The sequence below is a fragment of the Streptomyces sp. NPDC005423 genome (assembly GCF_040606415.1).
Taxonomy (GTDB): Bacteria; Actinomycetota; Actinomycetes; order Streptomycetales; family Streptomycetaceae; genus Streptomyces.
This window is the reverse complement of record NZ_JBEXET010000001.1, coordinates 242,359-259,390: the sequence shown is the minus strand read 5'-3', so window position 1 is coordinate 259,390 and position 17,032 is coordinate 242,359. Positions and strand designations below refer to the sequence as shown.

At 69.3% G+C, this 17,032-nt stretch carries 14 protein-coding genes and 1 tRNA gene; 6 read left to right on the top strand and 9 right to left on the bottom strand.

The annotated features are described in order from the left end of the window. Positions 1 to 58 precede the first annotated feature (58 nt). From ABZT12_RS01130 to ABZT12_RS01110, 5 genes are all read left to right on the top strand, one after another. Positions 59 to 841 (top strand): hypothetical protein, encoded by a 783-nt coding sequence (locus ABZT12_RS01130; protein ID WP_356375235.1) that lies wholly within the window; start codon positions 59 to 61, stop codon positions 839 to 841. Next, entirely contained in the window at positions 834 to 3,104 is a 2,271-nt protein-coding gene (locus ABZT12_RS01125) for a hypothetical protein (RefSeq protein ID WP_356375232.1), read from the top strand. Before ABZT12_RS01130 ends, ABZT12_RS01125 begins: the two co-directional genes overlap by 8 nt. Continuing rightward, complete coding sequence (locus tag ABZT12_RS01120; RefSeq protein WP_356375229.1) at positions 3,101 to 4,174, top strand: hypothetical protein; 1,074 nt, start codon at positions 3,101 to 3,103, stop codon at positions 4,172 to 4,174. The genes ABZT12_RS01125 and ABZT12_RS01120 overlap by 4 nt, the downstream gene beginning before the upstream one ends. After that, entirely contained in the window at positions 4,167 to 5,609 is a 1,443-nt protein-coding gene (locus ABZT12_RS01115; protein ID WP_356375226.1) for a DUF4407 domain-containing protein, read from the top strand. The genes ABZT12_RS01120 and ABZT12_RS01115 overlap by 8 nt, the downstream gene beginning before the upstream one ends. 88 nt (positions 5,610 to 5,697) lie before the next feature. After that, a complete protein-coding gene (locus ABZT12_RS01110) occupies positions 5,698 to 6,372 on the top strand; it encodes a Pycsar system effector family protein (protein ID WP_356375223.1) in 675 nt (224 codons plus the stop codon). Positions 6,373 to 6,463: 91 nt separating this feature from the next. Here ABZT12_RS01110 and ABZT12_RS01105 read toward each other — a convergent pair whose 3' ends face one another. The 9 genes from ABZT12_RS01105 to ABZT12_RS01065 all read right to left on the bottom strand — a co-directional run bounded on the left by ABZT12_RS01105 (position 6,464) and on the right by ABZT12_RS01065 (position 16,120). Continuing rightward, entirely contained in the window at positions 6,464 to 6,985 is a 522-nt protein-coding gene (locus ABZT12_RS01105) for a hypothetical protein (RefSeq protein WP_356375219.1), read from the bottom strand. A 110-nt stretch (positions 6,986 to 7,095) separates the two neighbouring features. Next, positions 7,096 to 8,934, bottom strand: coding sequence for an alpha/beta hydrolase (locus ABZT12_RS01100; protein WP_356375216.1), 1,839 nt, complete (start codon positions 8,932 to 8,934; stop codon positions 7,096 to 7,098). A 9-nt stretch (positions 8,935 to 8,943) separates the two neighbouring features. Then, positions 8,944 to 9,411 (bottom strand): hypothetical protein, encoded by a 468-nt coding sequence (locus tag ABZT12_RS01095; RefSeq protein ID WP_356375213.1) that lies wholly within the window; start codon positions 9,409 to 9,411, stop codon positions 8,944 to 8,946. A 144-nt stretch (positions 9,412 to 9,555) separates the two neighbouring features. After that, the gene (gene mycP / locus ABZT12_RS01090) at positions 9,556 to 10,764 is read right to left on the bottom strand and encodes a type VII secretion-associated serine protease mycosin (RefSeq protein ID WP_356375210.1); all 1,209 of its coding nucleotides are present in this window, start codon (positions 10,762 to 10,764) and stop codon (positions 9,556 to 9,558) included. A gap of 97 nt (positions 10,765 to 10,861) precedes the next feature. Next, positions 10,862 to 12,547, bottom strand: a complete 1,686-nt coding sequence (locus ABZT12_RS01085; RefSeq protein ID WP_356375207.1) for a hypothetical protein — start codon at positions 12,545 to 12,547, stop codon at positions 10,862 to 10,864. A gap of 67 nt (positions 12,548 to 12,614) precedes the next feature. Next, on the bottom strand, positions 12,615 to 13,175 hold the full coding sequence (locus ABZT12_RS01080; RefSeq protein WP_356375204.1) for a hypothetical protein: 561 nt from the start codon (positions 13,173 to 13,175) through the stop codon (positions 12,615 to 12,617). Positions 13,176 to 14,046: 871 nt separating this feature from the next. Further along, positions 14,047 to 14,120 (bottom strand) — tRNA-Pro (locus ABZT12_RS01075). Positions 14,121 to 14,162: 42 nt separating this feature from the next. After that, complete coding sequence (locus ABZT12_RS01070; protein ID WP_356375201.1) at positions 14,163 to 14,948, bottom strand: Pr6Pr family membrane protein; 786 nt, start codon at positions 14,946 to 14,948, stop codon at positions 14,163 to 14,165. 245 nt (positions 14,949 to 15,193) lie between these two features. Next, positions 15,194 to 16,120: a metallophosphoesterase gene (locus ABZT12_RS01065; protein WP_356375198.1), complete on the bottom strand. Its 927-nt coding sequence runs from the start codon at positions 16,118 to 16,120 to the stop codon at positions 15,194 to 15,196. Between the two features lie 227 nt (positions 16,121 to 16,347). On the opposite strand from ABZT12_RS01065, the gene ABZT12_RS01060 reads away from it, so the two are divergent. Further along, a complete protein-coding gene (locus ABZT12_RS01060; RefSeq protein WP_356375195.1) occupies positions 16,348 to 16,815 on the top strand; it encodes a GatB/YqeY domain-containing protein in 468 nt (155 codons plus the stop codon). Positions 16,816 to 17,032: the final 217 nt, after the last annotated feature.

The following is a 17,032-nucleotide window of genomic DNA, read 5'->3' as shown; positions in this document are numbered from 1 at the left end:
CACAGCCTGCCCAGAGAGGAATGATCGGGTGGTTGAGTGGTCAGGGTTCCACCCCTGCATGTGTATAGCCGTGGACGCACAGGCCTACGGCGGAAAGAACGACCGCGGGCAGTCCGAAATCCAGCACGACCTGCCGCGGATCCTTGATCGCGCCGCCCGAGGCGCCGGTCTCGACCGTGCCCGGTGGCAGATCCAGCGCAAGGGCGACGAGCAGCTCGCGGTGCGTCCCCTGGACGGCACCGAGCCCCGGCTGGTCGACGACTACGTCCGCCACCTCGTCAGCGAGTTGGGCGTCCACAACTCCCAGCGCGTGCCGGAGGCCCGGATGCGGCTACGCGCCGTCATCCACCAGGGCCTGGTGGAGCTGGCCGAAAACGGCTTCGCCGGTTCGGCCGTGGTGGCGACGGCCCGGCTGCTGAACGCACCTCAGCTGTACGACGCCCTGGCCGCGCACCCTGCCGCCGCCCTGGTGCTGCTGCTCTCCGACGAGGTCTTCCGGTCCACGGTCGTCGGCGGCCACACGACCCTGTCCGGCGACGAGTTCACCCGGGTCGCCGTCCAGGTGAAGGAGTACGAGGCGACGGCCTGGCTGCGCGTACCCACGCTCGGCGTACCGCTCGCCGCCTCGTCCGAGCCCGGAACCACGGAGACGGGGAAGCCCGTGGCTCCGGTGCGGGGGGAGCCCGCGGCGGACCGGCTCAGGCCGGCCGCCGCGGGCGGATCCGACGGCGGGACCGGTTTCAGGAACGACTACCGGGCCGAGAAGATCAACGTCACCAACGTGGCCGGCGCCGTGGACGCCCGGGGCGCGGTCTTCGGCTTCGGGACACCTCGTGACTGAGGCTGCCGCCCCGGACGACGGTTCGGCCGTACCGCCCGTCCCCGCTTACGACGAGGATGTCGCGCCCGAGAACCCGGACCGACGCGTACCGGCGGCCGAGGGGGAGGGCCCGCAGCCGGATCCCGCGAGGAACGACGCCGCCGAACGGCCCAAGGAGTCGGACGAGCGGGCGGACGACGACCGGGGCTATGACGACCTGCGCCGTGTGCACCAGCTCGTCAACAACAACTTCTACGGTGTCGTCGACGCCGCCGGAGCGGCCTTCGGGTTCGGCGCCGCCGCGTCGCCCGGACTCACTCCCGGCACCATCGAGCCCGACGAGACGGACCGGGCCCTGCGGTGTTACCTCCCGCCGCAGCCCTGCTTCGACACCGCGCTCAGCCGGCTGCGCGACAACGCGCTCGTCGTACTGACCGGCCAGGACAACTGCGGCCGGGGCGCCGGTTCTCTCGCCCTGCTCAGGAAGATGCTGGGCAGGAAGGCCACCCTGCGCAGCCTGTCGCCCGCCAACGCCCTCGCCGAGCTGGTCGCTTCCCGCGACCTCAGACCGGGCCAGGGGTACGTCATCCTCGACTACGTCGGTGAACTGCGCCCCGAGGCCGTGCAGGCGTACGAGATCGGGAGGCTGAGCGAGGAACTCGCCCGCAAGGGCTCCTACCTGGTGGTCACCACTGGTGACACCGCCCGTCGGCGGCTGGCCCTGCGCGACCACTGCGTTCCGTGGGAGGCCCCCGACCCGGTGGAACTGTTCGGGCACTGCGCCGCAGAGCTGCCGCGCACCGCCATCGAGCCGGACACCGAGACGGAACTGCTCGCCCGCGTCGGCGAGCAGCGGCGGCCCGCGGACGTCGTCGCGGCGGCCGTCGCCCTGTCCGAGAAGGGCGCGGAGGCGGCCCTCGACACCCTGCGGGACCGGCACAAGGAGCGGGTCCGGGCGTGGTTCGGCGGACAACCCACCGCGGACGACCTCCTGCCCCTCGCCGCCCTGGCCTTCCTGGAGGGGATCCCGGAGCGGACGTTCGAGAAGGGCTGCGCCGCTCTCGCCGTTCATGTGCGCAACTGGGAGCAGAGCGGGGAGATCCCGGTCGCGGCGTCGGACGGCTCGGGCGGAGCGCCGCTGTACGGCGCGATGGCCGACCAGTCACGGGCCCGCTGGCGGGAGCGGGCGGCGGGGCTCGTGACGACCGAGCGCCGGCTCGGCCCCGGCCGGGACGCCGGGCGGAGCGAGCGCAGCCTGGTCTTCACCTCGCCGCGCGTCCGTGAACTCGTCATCGGGGAGCTGCACGACCTGTACGGCTACGCGCTCTGGTATCCGCTGCGCCAGTGGCTGAGTGAGCTGGCGCTGTTCGGAGACCTCGCCACCCGGACCGAGGTGGCCCGCGGGGTCGCGCTCCTGGCCCAGTACGCGCTGGCCGAGGTCGACGAGAACCTGCTCACCGTGTGGTCCGACGGCGTGACCAGCCAGCGGGTGACCGCGGCGCTGACGCTCCAGTTCATGTGCAACGTCGAGCACCTCGCCCCGCAGGCACTGTCCATCGTGCAGAGCTGGGTGGACAACCGGGGTGCCGGGCGGGCGGTGACGGCGGCCATGGCACTGACCGGACGCCTGGGCTCGCTCTACCGCCTGGACGCGCTCAACTGGCTCTGGTTCCTGGCCAATCGGGGCGAGCGGGTCGCGTTCTCCGCCCGCCGCTCCCTCGTCCTGCTGTTGCAGACCGCCGAACAGGACCCGGAACGCGCCCTGTTGATCCTCCGGTACGTCAGGACCGTCACCGCGCGGACGGCCCCGGGGTCGCGGGAGCGGTCGACCGCGCTGCGGACCGACCTCGAACTCCTCGAAGCCACCCGGCTGGAGACCGTCGAGCCCCTCACCGCCGCCCTGCTGCGCGCGGTCCCCGGCAGCGCACGCCAGCTCGGATCACTGTGGGCGGACGTCCTGCACAGCAGCAACCGGAGCCGGGCGGTGACCGCGCTGTGCCGGACGCTGGTGCAGCTGCGGGACGACCCGTCCGTCACCGCCGCCGTGCGCGAACTCGGCGACGCCATGCGGAGCGAGATGAGTGCGCGGCAGTGGGCAGCGCTCCGCCGCCACCTGTCCGTGGCCCTGAAGCACCCCGCGTACGCGATGCCGGGGGCCCAGCGACTGGCCGAGGTGCTCATCGGATCGCTGCGCTCCCGGGCACCGTCAGACCCCCGGCGCCCCACCCCGCCCCTCGCGTCCAACGCCCCCTCTCCCTACGTCCAAGGAGGCCGAAGCAAGTGAGCTACCCGGTCATAGCCGAGCACATCCTGGCCACCGTCCAGGCCGGCTGGTTGGCTCGGCGCCGCCGCCGTGAGGACGTGCCGCCGCTGCCGCCAGGCTCCGTCTACGTCTTCCGGATCGGCGGCAACTACCGCACCTTTCCCGAGGGGATGGTGTTCGATCCGTCCCATCCCGACGTCCTCGACGCCTCCTCGGTCAGCCTGGTCGACACGCGGGCCCGCCTGGTCGACGTCGAGCGTCCGCTGCCCTCGGTGAGCGAAGCGGACAACTTCACGCTGCGGGCCACCTTCACCTGCCAGGTGACCGACCCCGTCATCATCGCCCGGCAGGGCATCATCGACGTCGAAGTCCCGCTGCGCGCCTACCTGATGGGCGACAGCGACCTGCCCCGGGTGAGCGCCGGGCACCGCGTGGAGGAGATCAACGCGGTGCGCACCGAGGCAAGTCACCGTATGACCGCGTACAGCGCGATCGTGCCACCGCGCGTCGCGGGCATGAGCGTCGAGTTCGTCTCCGCCGAGGTACACGCCTCGGACGACCTGCGCAACTGGGAGCAGAAGGTACGAGACGAGCGACGCTCCTGGGAACTCCAGCGCGGACAGCGCGACTTCGAGACCCAGGACGCCCGCCAGGTCGCGGAACTGCTCTCCCAGGGCTCCGACCACGTGGACGCCTTCGGCATCGCGCGGAAGGAGATCGACGTCACCGAGGTGGCCGCCCGCATCCATCGGATCAGCGAGACCGAGTCCGGCCGCCGCCACACCGCCGAGGCCACTGAGCGCGCGCACGCGCAGACACTGGAGACGGCGGACGCGCAGCTGCGTCGCGACATGCTGCTGACGCTCCTCCGGCAGATGGGCGGCAGCGAGTACGTCGACTACCACCAGGTCCTGGACCGGGTATTGCAGGAGACGGGCGGACCGGGCACGGCCGGCGTCATGGCCGCCGCGGACACCGCCCGCATGGTCGAGTCCGGACCGGCGGGCCCCGGCCGCACACCGACGGCCCGCGACGGCTCGCGTGACGCCCAGGGCGGCTTCGTCAAGGATGAGGACGATCTCGTTGACTGACTTCCTGACGAGAGCGAGGGTTCCCGGCACGGCGGAGGACCCGGGCGCCGGCGAGACGGCTGCCGCGCGCACCCCGAACGGCACCACCGACGTACGTCCCGTGCACGGCTTCGCCGCGCGCACCACCGGCAGGGGACATGCCGCCGGCCGCGCCCACCGCCGCTCCGACTTCCGCGCCGCACGACGACTGCGGGCCCTGACCGGCGTCGACGAGGAACTGCTGGGCCGGGTCAGGTACGAGCGGAACAAGTACACGGCCCTCGGCGGAGTGGTGCTGGGCACCGCCGTCGTCGCGGCGTTCTCCATGTGGAACTTCGCGAGCGAGGTGCTCGGCGGGTTCTCCCTCCTGGCCCTGGTGCCCACGGTCATCTGGATGCTGTTCGTCCTCAACCTCGACCGCTGGCTGGTCACACCCCAGCCGAACGCGCGGCAACGGATCGGGCCCGTCCTGATGCGTCTGCTGATCGCCCTGATGCTCGGCGCGGTGATCGCCGAGCCGTTGGTGCTGCGCATCTTCCAGACGGCCATCGAGGAGCGTGTCGCGGACGAACGCACGGGCACCATCGATCAGTTGCGCACCAACCTGGTCCGCTGCAACCCCGTACCGTCCACGACGCGGGACGTCCCCTCGGCGCACTGCGACACGTCGTACGTTCTCTCCTTCCGCGCGACGCCTGGCGGACGAGCGGACGAACTCGTCGCGCTGCGCTCGGACGCCGCCGTTCTCCAGCAGCGGGTGGACAAGGAGACCGCTCGACAGGAGGCCATCGACGCCCAAGTACGGTCCGAATGCGCCCGGTTGATCCGCATAGCCGCGACCGGCCTGTACGAGCGCAGCTCCGAGTGTGTGCGCCTGCGCGACAAGGCACGGGAGTACCGGACCACCCACCGCACGAGCGAGAACGAGACGCGACTGGCGGGGATGAACAGCGACATCTCCAAGATCGAGGCCGGCCTGACCTCCTCACGTGGCACGTTCCTCAAGGCTCGGGCCGCCGGCATAGAGCAACGGCTCGCCGAGGAACGGGCCAAACAGAAGGAGATCGGTGTCCTGGAACGGATGCGGGCACTCGATCAACTCGCCAGTGGCAACTCCGTGTTGTTCGTGGGCATCTGGCTGATCCGTCTGCTGTTCGTCCTCATCGACGTGCTCCCGGTGCTCGTGAAGTACCTGAGCGGCGAGACCGCGTACGACCGGATGCTCACCGCCGAGAGCAACAGCGCCGTCACGATCCACGCCGAGGAGGTGCGGCTCACCGAGCGCCGCGCCATGGCGAACTTCGAGATCTCCCAGGACACCGTCGAACAGGAGGTCCGGCGCAGCCGCGCGGAGTCGGAGGCGGCGCTCCGGGAACACACGGCGGCGATGAACATCCGGGTGCGCCAAGCGGTGAACGCGCTGGAGGACGAACTCCGCCGCTCCGCCGCGGTCTGACACACCCGCGTGCACCACGATCACGACCATGCGACCGCCCCGCACACCGGGGCGGTCGCCCCACGCGGACGGAAAGAGGGAGAAAGGCATGGCCACACCAGCAGGCGACGACGGTACGAGCCCGGACACCTACGCGGCAGCCGACCGCGGCGCGGAACTGGCCAGAGTCCTCCTGGCCGAGGCGCGCGAGGAACTCGCGAGGGCCGACAGCAAGGCCGGCCTCCTGCTCGCGTCCCTGGGCGCGGCCCTCACCGCCCTGCTCGGCGCGATCGGCAGCGGCATCGTCGCCCCCAGCCAGTACCCGGTCGTTCCCCAGCTGCTCCTGTGGGTGGGCTGCGCCGCCTGCGTACCGGCACTCGTCCTCCTGGGCCTGGCGGTCACCCCGCGCCTCGGCACACCCCACCACTCCCGCGCCCACTACTTCGGCGACGCGCGACTGGCGCAGTCCCTCGCCTACCTGGAACAGACGGTCCGCCGAACCGACCCCGTATCCAGAGACCTGAGCCAACTGGCAACCCTGTCCCAGATCGCCTGGACCAAATACCGCTGCATCCGCCACGCCCTGCTCTGGGGCGTGGCCTTCTTCACCCTCACCCTGTCGGGCATCGTGGCGGGGGGGGTCGGCTTGACGACGGGGGCGGGGGTGGGGGCGGGCTGGAATGGCTGTTGGGCGTTATGGGGGACAGGTGGGGCGGGGTGGTCGGGTTCGGGCTCGTCCGGTGCGGTGCGGTGCGGTCCGGTTTGGTTCGGGCCCGTCCGGTAGCACTCTCTCCGGGAAGGCCTGGGCGAGTCGGAGCGCCTCTCCTCTTACGCACTCGTAGCGGGCCCGCGTACGCAGCACGCCTGGCCCCGCATCACCCTTCTCCCACGGACGACTCCGGTGAGGAAGAGGCGATCGGGGTGCGCGCCGACCAGAAATCCGAGTGGATGTAGGGGAGTCCCTTGGATTCTGGGGAGCCTGGATCCAGAGGTTTCCTGGGCGCTTCGGTAACCTTCGACTCGGTGACACACGGGGAGGTGACATGGAACCCGGCCTGGCCCTTGTAACCGAACTCCAGGCTGATCTCGAAGCCGTCGGGCGCGGTTGCGAAGATCGCCGGCATGTCGGAACTGTTTCGCACCGACGTGATCTTGTAGCCGAGTTTCTTCCAGTGACGCTCCACAACACCGAGAAAACTGCCACGCCGCTCCGCTGAGATGACCGTCAGCACATAGCGTCGTCGGGTCACCGAGCCGGTGCCGGTGCCCTCGTTCTTGAAGTCGGTGCAGCTGGAGTCGCTCGACGGCCCCCGCATGACCCCGACTGACGGGTTGATCGCCTTGAGGGCCGTGTCGATGATGCTCTCTGCGTGATCGCCCGCCTCTTGCATGTTCATGTTTGTCTCCTCCGTAGCCCCTGTTTTCTTTCCTTCGCCTCCGCCGACTCCGACGAGACCACATCCAGAAACGACGAGGATTGACGCGATGAGGGCCGCAGCGCGAATATTCATCGATATACATCCCACGTCACGAGGTCGGGCCGGCCCGCGACAATGGCTGCGATGTTCGCAGCGGATACGGGGTCCTTGTCCTTGGCCGGGTCGAAATAGTTGGAATGTGCCGGCGTCGGTCCCTGCCCGTCGATCACTGGCATCGGCCCGTCCGACACCTTGAACCGTCTGGCACCGAACGCCTCGCTGGCCGGGTCTTTGCCAAACCAGATGTCGTCGTCACCTTGATCCGCGGTGTCCCCGAAGAGGTACGCCGCCGCTGGGCCGCCTCCAAGAAATCCGGCGGTACCAGCGATGGCCTCCTTCTTGGACGGAAGGTGACTGACGGGGTCGTTCTCGGCCGCACCCACAAAAACATGATCCTTGCCGACTCCGAGCCTTTCAGCCTTGTCCACGCCCGTGCCAGGACTCCCGACAAGAATGATGTCATCGGCGCCTGGGATCCCCCCTGGCCCCTGCGTCGCGGCCCCTACCAGGCGAGAACCGTACGAATGCCCGATCGCGACAAGGTGCGGATCCTTATGATCGTTCGTCACCGCGAGTCCGCCCATGAATGAGTTGTAGGACGAAGCACCTTTCTCCGCGTCATGAGAAGACGTGACGTCCGTATCGGACACGAGGGTTGCCGGGTCCGCTGGTGCGGAGAGTTGAGGCGCGTCGTAACCCAGCCACACGATGGACGCACTGGACGGATCCGTGCCCCTGGCATCGACTGCCGTGTCATAGGCTCGCTTCACATCATTCCTGGCGAAGTCCGTGTCCAGAGCGGTGCCGAGACCGGGGACGTACGCCGACACATTCCTCGACGTATCTGGGTTCCCGAACGCGACAATGGCCCGACCCTGCCCTGTGTCACCGATCCCCAACAGAAACATGGGTGGCTCTTTCGGGTCCACCAACTGCTTTGCGGCGTTGCCCTGCAACTGTTGCTGAATGCTTCTCAGAGCGTCCAGCTGAGTCTTGGCCTTTTCGTCGCCTTCACCCGCCAGCTTGCCGATCAAAATATCCAGGTTATCGCGGTTGACCTCGTCCCGTACCCTGGACGGAATACCGTCCAGGTTGCCGATAATTTCCGGGAACGCTTTTTTGAATTCGTCGCGTTCCTCATCACTGAGGCTGTCCCACCATTTCTTTCGGCCAGCGGGTGACTTGTCCAGCGGGATGCGATCCTTGATGTACTCGCTCGCGGCGGAGCTGACCACGTCGGCATCGGCAGCCACGTCCGTCCACGTCCCGGTGCTGACCGTCAGTCCCGGTGCCGCCTTGAGCTTTACCAGCGCCTTGCCGTACCGGTCGTCGATCTCCGTGGCCTCCTGTACGGCGTGAGCGATACGGTCGGCGATGTCCTGGGCCTTCGCACGGTGCGGGTTCGCGCTGTGCAGGCCGGGAGTGTCCGCGTTCAGTCCGGGGCTGTATCGACCAGTGACGCCCGTAACCGTCCCGCCGGGGACCTCGTCACCGGTCAACCCGTTCTCGCCCCCAGCGGGGTACGCGACGCGGCCGTCTGCCTCCACGGTGTACGACAGCGCTCTGGCGTCCTCCAGTGCCTCAAGCAAGCGGCGTCTTGGGGCGACGATCTCGGATGAGAAGCCGTTGAGCGCTCCACTGATCAGGCCGCACTCGACCTGGGCGTAATGGAAGTTCTCCGACAGCTTGCGGAGCTGCTCCAGGGCCGCGTCCGTCGCCTCCCCCTCGTTGGCCTTCTGCAGGGCCGAGGTGATCTGTTTGTCGATGCGGTTCTTGGCCAGGTCGCCCATGTCGCTGACCGCGCGGTATCCATCCGCTGTCTGCGTGTACTCGGTCGGCTTGACGGCCTTGAGTGTCTTGAGGTCCATGGCTCAGGATCACCGCCCCTTGCGCGGGCCCATGGCGACGGACCCACCCTCGAAGCGGACCCTCAGCTTGGTGATCTCGGCCTTGATCGATTCGTCGGTCCTCAGCTGGTCGTTGCCCGCCTTCTCCAACACGTCGGCGAGGCCGTCACACAACTCGCTGATGTCCTTGACCCGGCGTTCCCAGGAGTCGTACACACCCTTCTGGGCTGCCGCGGTCAGACACCCGGGACCCGTGTCGAGCCCGGTCTGGCCGTCCTCCAACTCCGTCCGCGCCTTGCCCGCGGTGTCCCGCAGCTCGCCGATACCCTCGCCGGCCGCGGACCACGCCTTCCTGTCGGACCTCAACTTGAGGGACGGGGTGCGGGCGCCACTCGTGCCGCCACCTTCCCGATCCATCGGTAGCGAGTTGAGCCGCATCTGCGCGGAGTGCCGGTCGAGCGCAGTGGCCTTGAGCTGCTCCCACTCCTCCCACGCCATGCGTGACCCTCCCGTTTTTTGTCCTACGCCGCCCAGCGATTGACACAGAGCGACCGCAACGCTCTGGTGATCGAGAAGCACAGTAGCGTCACCGCATCTCGGGCCTCATCCGTATCGGCCACCAGTGCGTCTGAGTAGCTGTACTCAGACGACACCAGGTCCTGGCCGGCGCCTGCGGGCGACAGCGGCGACCGTGATCGCGGCTCCAAGGAGCAACAAGCCGCTGATGCCCACCGCGACCCATGAGGTACCGCCTTCCGTATGAGCGGAGGCTGCAGAAGCGGAGCCGTCGTGCTTCGCCGGAGCACCGGTGCCTGTGGACTCAGAGGCTTTCGAGGTAAGCGAGTTCGAACCGGCGGCCGTGAGTTCGAGGTCGGCGAGTGGATACTTGTCCGCGGGCCCGGGGTCGCCGGGATGCGTCAGTGCGATGCGGGGGCGTACGGCGCCGTAGCCGAGGTAGTCGGTGCGTTCCTTGCCGCTCTGGGGTTTGCCGGCGGTGTTGAGCATGACCCGCAGGACCTGGTTGTTGGTCCAGCCGGGGTGCTTGGACCAGATCAGGGCGGCGGAGGCGGAGGCGATGGCCGTGGCATCGCTGGTGCCGCGCGTCTCGCACACCCCTGTCTCGCTTTCGAGGCATGCGGCGACCATGCCCTCGCCAGGAGCGACCAGGTCGACCTGGGGGCCGTGCTGCGACTCCTTCGTCGCCTTGACGTTTCTGTCGATCGCCCCGACGCCCACGACACCGGGAGTCGCCGCCGGATACTCCAGCTCGTCGAGGGCGTCGCCGGTGTTGCCCACTGCTGCGAAGATCAGTTTGCCCTTGGACAGGGCGTAGGCGACGGACTTGGTCAGCTCTTTCGAGTGGGCCGTACTTCCCATCGAGATGTTGATGACCTGGGCGTCCGAATCGGCGGCGAACCGGATGGCCTTGGCCATGTAGGTGGGGTAGTCGTCCGGGTTGCCGTCGGTACGGCTCTGCTCGATGAAGTCCGGGGTGCGGATCGGAAGGATCTTCGCGCCTGGAGCCAGACCGTAGGAGCCGTCGGCGGCGCCTCGGCCGCCGGTACCGGCGATGAGGACGGCCATGCCGGTGCCGTGGCCGTCGTAGTCCGTGTGTTCGTCCCCGGGGTGTTTGGAGAAGTCCTTGCCCGCCACGACCTGGCCGCGCAGGTCGGGGATGCTGTCCTGGACGCCGCTGTCGATCACCGCGACCGTGATGCCCTTGCCCGTGCTGGTCTTCCACATTTGCTCGGCCCGCATGGCGTCGAGGTGCCACTGCCGGTCGCGGATGGAGTCAGCTTGCGCGGGCGTCGCGGCGACGCCTGCCAGCAGGATCCCTGCGACAGTTGGCACGACGAAATGACGTCGTCTGGGCTGCTTGCTGCGGGTGCGCATGGTCGTCCTTTTCGTCGGGGATGTTCGTCGCGGCTGCTCGTCGGACGGGCCGTGCTCAGTCAGTTGCTCGTGGGGTAACGGGCCGATCGCCCGGCCCCTGGCCGCTACCGTCTTCCGCCGGACGGTTCGAACGGATACGGCTGCGTTCGTCACGCGTGGAGCGGTCGGCGTGACGCTGGGCAGGAGGGGAGCCGCCGCGCCCGGTGTGGTCGGCATGCAGCGGTGTGGCGTCAGCGTTGGCTCCCCGTACGAGTCCCTCGCCCCCGGACGTGAAGGCGGTCCTCCCGCGCTGCGGAGCCTGCCTCGGCTGCCCGCCGACGATCCCGCCGGACTGGGCAGGTGGCCTCGGTCCGCTCCCGGCTCCCTCTCCGGCTGTCGTGCGTTGTCCGGTACGCGCCGGCGTGGCGGCTGGGCTCGTGGTTCCGGTCATGGCACCACGGCCTACGGGAGGCCGCTGCTGGTTCGAGGTACCGCCGATGACCGTTCCGCGGGGAATCGCACCGGTGGATCGCCGCGCGGCAGGCGAGGTGGGGCGGCCGCCGGTGATGCCGCCGGCGCCCCTGTCGCCCGCGGGGTTGCCTCCCGTGGGGCTGGTCAGTCCTCGCCCTGGCGTACGCGAACTGCCCGTGCCAGCACCGGAGATGGGAAATGTGGGCAGGTCAAGGCCTGGTGCGCGCGCGCTCCCGGACGCACTTTGCCCGGACACGATGGGCAGCGCGCTTCGGCCGCCGTAGGAGGTACGGCCTGCGCCTGCGCCCACACCCGGGCTCGGCGAAAGCGTCCCGGCACCCTCGAACGCACGACGGATCAGACCAGTCGGCGACGATGCTCCACCCTCCGGACCACCGGTTCCGGAGGGTGGAGCTACTCCGGGGGCCTCCGCTGCTGGAGCGGATGGCAGTGTCCCGACGCTGTCGATCGCCGTGTTCGTCGAGTCCGTATAGTCGCCCGGTACTTCATCCGGCACATCCGGTACACGCGCCAGGTGGTGAGGTGTGGAGGTGTGCGGCACCGAACTGAGCTCGCTGGAGCGGGTGTTGACGACCGCACTGCGCCCAGACGTCTCGCCTCCGGTGACCGTACCCCGCGCTGCGCCCCCACTCCCGGCCGGAACGGGGACAGGAGTCTCGCCGCGGAGTCTGGTCGGCACGAACCGCTCCGGCAGCTTCGGGAACTCGGGCGCCTCCAGCGCGTCGATCTGCTCGGTCGAGGCCGTGTACGACTGGGCGAGCTTGATCATCAGGCCGGCGGCGTCGGCGCTGTCATTGGCGTACCGGGTCTTGGCCGTCTTCACCTCGGTGGCCGAGGGACCGCCGTCGTGGTTGCCGACACCCGTCGCCTCCGCCGCGTGCGCGTCGAGCACCGACCGTGCGGTGGCGCTCTGCCTGCGCAGGATCTTCAGCTGGGGCTTGACCTCGTGGAGCGTGTCCGCGGCATGGCCGAGCCACTTGCCTGCGGATTCGCTGTAGTCGCCCAGGTTCAGCGTGGCCAGCGCGGCGTGGTCGCACCACGTCCGGAACGCCTCGCCGCCCTCGCCGTCCCACTCGACCGCCCTGCTGTGCGTGCGCAGGTCGCCACCGATCTCCTTGATCGTCTTGGCGGCCTGAGTCAGGAGGTCGCCCAGCTCCGTTGCCGTCGCACCGTCCGCGGGCTCGACCATGGCCCACAGCTCTTCCGGATCGTGGGTGACGAACCGGGTCTCCTTGACCATCCGCCGGGCCCGACTGCCCCAGTCAGCCATGAAAGTTGGCCCGCCTTCCCCGCCGCGGTCACCGTGTTGCCGCTCATCCCCGACTTCGGCACCGCCATCACAGGCCACGGGCTTCCTCATCCGCCGGCTGGAAGCCCCGCTGGTCGCGGGCCGATCCGTTCGACGCGCCGCTGGTGTGTGCCCTCGCCCCCGGAGCCGCCTCGCCGGAGATCAACTCGTCCGCCTCGACCCGGATCCGGTTCAAGCGGTCGCGGATGTCGTCGTCAAGGTTGTGGTAGCCGCTCTTCGACGCGTCGACCGTGACGACCAGCCCCTCGATCTGCAGCGCCAGCATCTTGGACAACCGTTCCAAGCGGGAGTGCACACGCGTGTAGGAGGCGTGCAGCGCGTCGGCCTCGTCGAAGCTCCCGAGCCGTCCCGTCGGCAGGGCACCGCCCGCGATCCTGCGCGGGGCGGCCTTCGACTCCTCCAGCTGGGTCAGGAGATCATCGACCCGCTTCTTGAAGGTCGTCAGCGTCTCGCCCTCGACCCGCAGCGCCTGCGCCACGGCGGCACCGACTCCAGCGCAGGCCCCGATGCCCGACGCGGCGATCGCCCCGGCGGCCGCTTCCAGCCCAGGGGCAGTTGTCTGCGCATACCTTTTGCTGTCGACCGCCACCGCTTCCTCCCCCGAACGGCCCGTTGCTCAGCGAGCAACAACGCTCGACTGCTCACTCACGGTGCCTCGCTGGTAACAGATACGACTCGGCAAGATAGCTGTGATCTTGCGTCGCTGCGGAATCCGCTTCCCACCATGGCGTGAAGCTGACCGAACGGGGGCAGCCGAGGCCCGGAGTCACTCCGCCGCAACCACATGCGCCCCATCGCAACGCGCCGGTTGAGCGAGAGCCAGCTGTCATCCGGACGAGTGGAGTGCGTTGTGCGTGCCCGATGAGAGAAGCTGACTGACCGTCCACTCAACGGACCTGTGCCGAAGGACCCCGCTCGGGGCCGCGGTCATGCACGACAGGTTGCGAACCGAGGCCCGTGGGGGATGGGTCCGGGTGATGGCCGAGCCCCAGGTAGACGTTCCGCGTCAGCGATCTCCGCCCTGCCACCCCCTCTGCTCGGACATGGTGATCAGGCGCCACTCCTTGAGCGCGGGCGGTGAGAGCGAGCTCGGGATTGTCCGACGGGCGCGGTCGGCTACGCCCCCGAAGCGGGTCGGGAGTGCGAGCTGCGGGGCGTTCAACGAGCCCACGGGTGCATGGCGATCGTCGTACCGTCCGTGGACTCCTCGGCATGAGCCGTGGGGGTTTACGCTCCCGGGGCACTGGCACTGGCACTGGCACTGGCACTGGCACTGGCACTGGCACTGGCACTGGCACAGGCGCCGGCGCGGCCTACTCGAAGGCGGAACGCCACTTGTTGAGAGCCGCCGGTGGCTGCCCCCGCAGTCGGTTCCCAAACGGCTCCGAAAGCAGACCCGGAATGCAAATCAGGCCCGGTGCTGATCTCTCAGCACCGGGCCTGACCTGGTGTTTCAGCTGTCGGGGTGGCGGGATTTGAACCCACGACCTCTTCGTCCCGAACGAAGCGCGCTGCCAAGCTGCGCTACACCCCGATGTCGCTGCTGGTGGAACTTGTCGCTGCGACGTCGTTTACTTTAGCCCACTGGTGGCTGGAGACGAAATCCGGTTTTGGCGCGGTGGCGGACCGGGTTGGGGCGGGTGTGGTCGAGGGCGATGAGGAGGATGGCGAGGGCGTAGCAGGCGAGGCCGAGGAGGAGGGCGTTGCCGAGGACGTGCTTGTAGCCGTGGTGGTCCACGTCCAGGAAGGGGTAGAGGTAGCGGCCGGGGGTGCCGGGGAGGATCAGTTCGCCCCGGACGAGGGAGACTGCCAGGTATGCCACGGGGTAGAGGAGCCAGCTCGCGGCCTGGCGCAGGTGCAGCCGGCCGGGGGCGGTGAGCAGGAGCCAGTCCAGCGCCGCCGCGATCGGGGTCGCCGTGTGCAGGACCTGGTTGGTGATCGCCTGCCAGCCGGTCGGGGGCGTCGTGCCGCCGGTGAGGGAGAACGGGCTCGCGCCGTGGACCAGGAGCAGGTGGTAGACCAGGCCCGCGATCATGACGTAGAGCAGCGTGGCGCCGGTGACGGCCGAGGGGAGGGGGCGGCGGGCCGTCCATGCCCGGCGGGCCGAGAGGAGCATGACGAGGGCCAGCAGGATGTTGCTCTGGATCGTGAAGTAGGTCAGTACCCGGACCGGGCTGCCGAGGAGCACGTCGATGCTCACGGCCGCCCCGGCGGCCAGGGCCACCAGGAGGCGGAAGACCGCCGTCAGCGGGCGGGCGCAGGGGGGCACCACCGCCGTGGCGGGGACGAATGAGGACTGCGGCGAGGGCATTCCGGGGAGCGCGGGGAGGTCCGGGATGTCCCTGGGTATCGGGGCCGTCATGCCTTCACGCTAGGGCGGTCGGGCAAAAGGGGCGATATGGGTAGGCCGTGTGGGTTACCCGGGAGGCGGGAGTGACCGCTCGACGGGCCAGGGCCGCCGCATGGTCCCAGGGGCTCCATGGCCGGCATGGGGGCGGCCCCACTCGGACTCTGAATCCGCTGCGGCGACCCTTGTGCCTGCCTGCCCCGTGCTTTCCCCGCAGTTCCCCGTACCCCTTGTACCCCCGCCCGCCGTTCCCTGGCTTCCTACGCCCGCGGCACCAGCGTCAGCAGGGTGACCTCCGGCGGGCAGGCGAACCGGACCGGGGTGTATCGGTTCGTTCCGCAGCCTGCCGAGACGTGGAGGTAGGAGGTGCGGCCCTCCGCCGTGTGTCGGGAGAGGCCCTTCACCCGGTCGGTGTCCAGGTCGCAGTTGGTGATCAGGGCGCCGTAGAAGGGGATGCAGAGCTGGCCGCCGTGGGTGTGGCCGGCGAGGATCAGGCGGTAGTCGTCCGCCGTGAAGGCGTCCAGCGCGCGCAGGTAGGGCGCGTGCACCACGCCCATCGAGAAGTCCGCGGACTCGGACGGGCCGCCGGCCACGCGCGCGTAGCGGTCGCGTTTGATGTGCGGGTCGTCCAGGCCTGTCAGTTCGACCGACACGCCCTCGATCTTCAGCGTGCCCCGGGTGTTCGTCAGGTTGAGCCAGCCCGCCGAGTCGAAGCCGTCCCGCAGGTCTTCCCACGGGTTGTGGATGACGCCTTCGGCGGGTGCGTTGCCGTTGAGGCCGTGGCGGCCCGCGGCCTTCTCGAACAGGTACCGGGCGGGGTTACGGGGTTTGGGGCCGTAGTAGTCGTTGGAGCCGAAGACGTACGCGCCCGGGAACTCCATCAGCGGGCCGAGGGCGTACAGGACCTCCGGGACGCCCTCCGGGTCGGAGAGGTTGTCGCCCGTGTTGATCACGAAGTCGGGCCGCAGGCCGGCCAGTGAGCGCAGCCAGCGCTGCTTCTTGCGCTGGCCGCCGACCATGTGGATGTCGGAGACCTGGAGCACTCGCAGTGGGCGCATGCCGGCCGGGAGGACGGGGACGGTCACCCGTCGCAGCCGGAAGGAGCGGACCTCGAAGCCCGCCGCATACACCACACCGGCGGCGCCGGCCGCCGCAATTCCCAGGGGTACTCCGTATAGCGCGCGCATACCGCCATCGTGTCAGACCCGGGCCGGAGCTCACCTCCCGGTGCCCCTTAAATCCCGTTCCCGGGGCGGACGTTAGCCCGCGGTCTCCCGGCGGACGTCGTGCCGCCGCCCCACGGCGCCCACCTCCTCCGCCGGCCCCGTCCCGCACTCCGCCCTCCACTGCACCGCATCCCCGCGCGCTTTTAATCGGCGGGCATCCGTCCTCCCGTACCTGCGAGAATCGGGCCATGACCACCACGCTCAAGTCGAAGCTGCAGGAAGACCTCAACGCCGCCATCAAGGCGCACGACAAGCTGCGCTCCTCGACGCTCCGGCTGACGCTCACCGCGATCACGAAGGTGGAGGTCGCGGGCAAGGAGAAGCGTGAGCTCTCCGACGACGAGGTCCTCAAGGTGATCACCAAGGAGGCGAAGAAGCGCCGCGAGGCCGCGGACGCGTTCGCGCAGGGTGGTCGGCCCGAGCAGGCGGCGCAGGAGAAGGCGGAGGGCGAGGTGCTCGCCGCGTACCTGCCCCAGCAGCTCAGTGACGAGGAGCTGACCTCGATCGTCTCCCAGGCCGTTGAGGAGGCGAAGGCGGCCGGTGCCGAGGGGCCGCGTGCGATGGGTGCCGTCATGAAGATCGTGAACCCGAAGGTGGCCGGCCAGGCCGAGGGCGGTCGCGTCGCCGCGGTCGTCAAGAAGCTGCTCGCCGGCTGAGCCCGTTTTCCTGGTCAGGCACCGGGTCCCAGACAGATACCGGGGCAGGCACCGGCACGCCCGCCCGCCCGAACCTGTTCCCATGTGACCCGTGCGATGCGTGCGAGCCGTGCGTCCTGTGCGACTCGTGCGGGTTGTCTACGACGATGGGGGCGCCCCTGCTGTAAGGGGCGCCCCCATCGTCGTAGACGAAGAGAACGAAGTGAACGGAACGGGG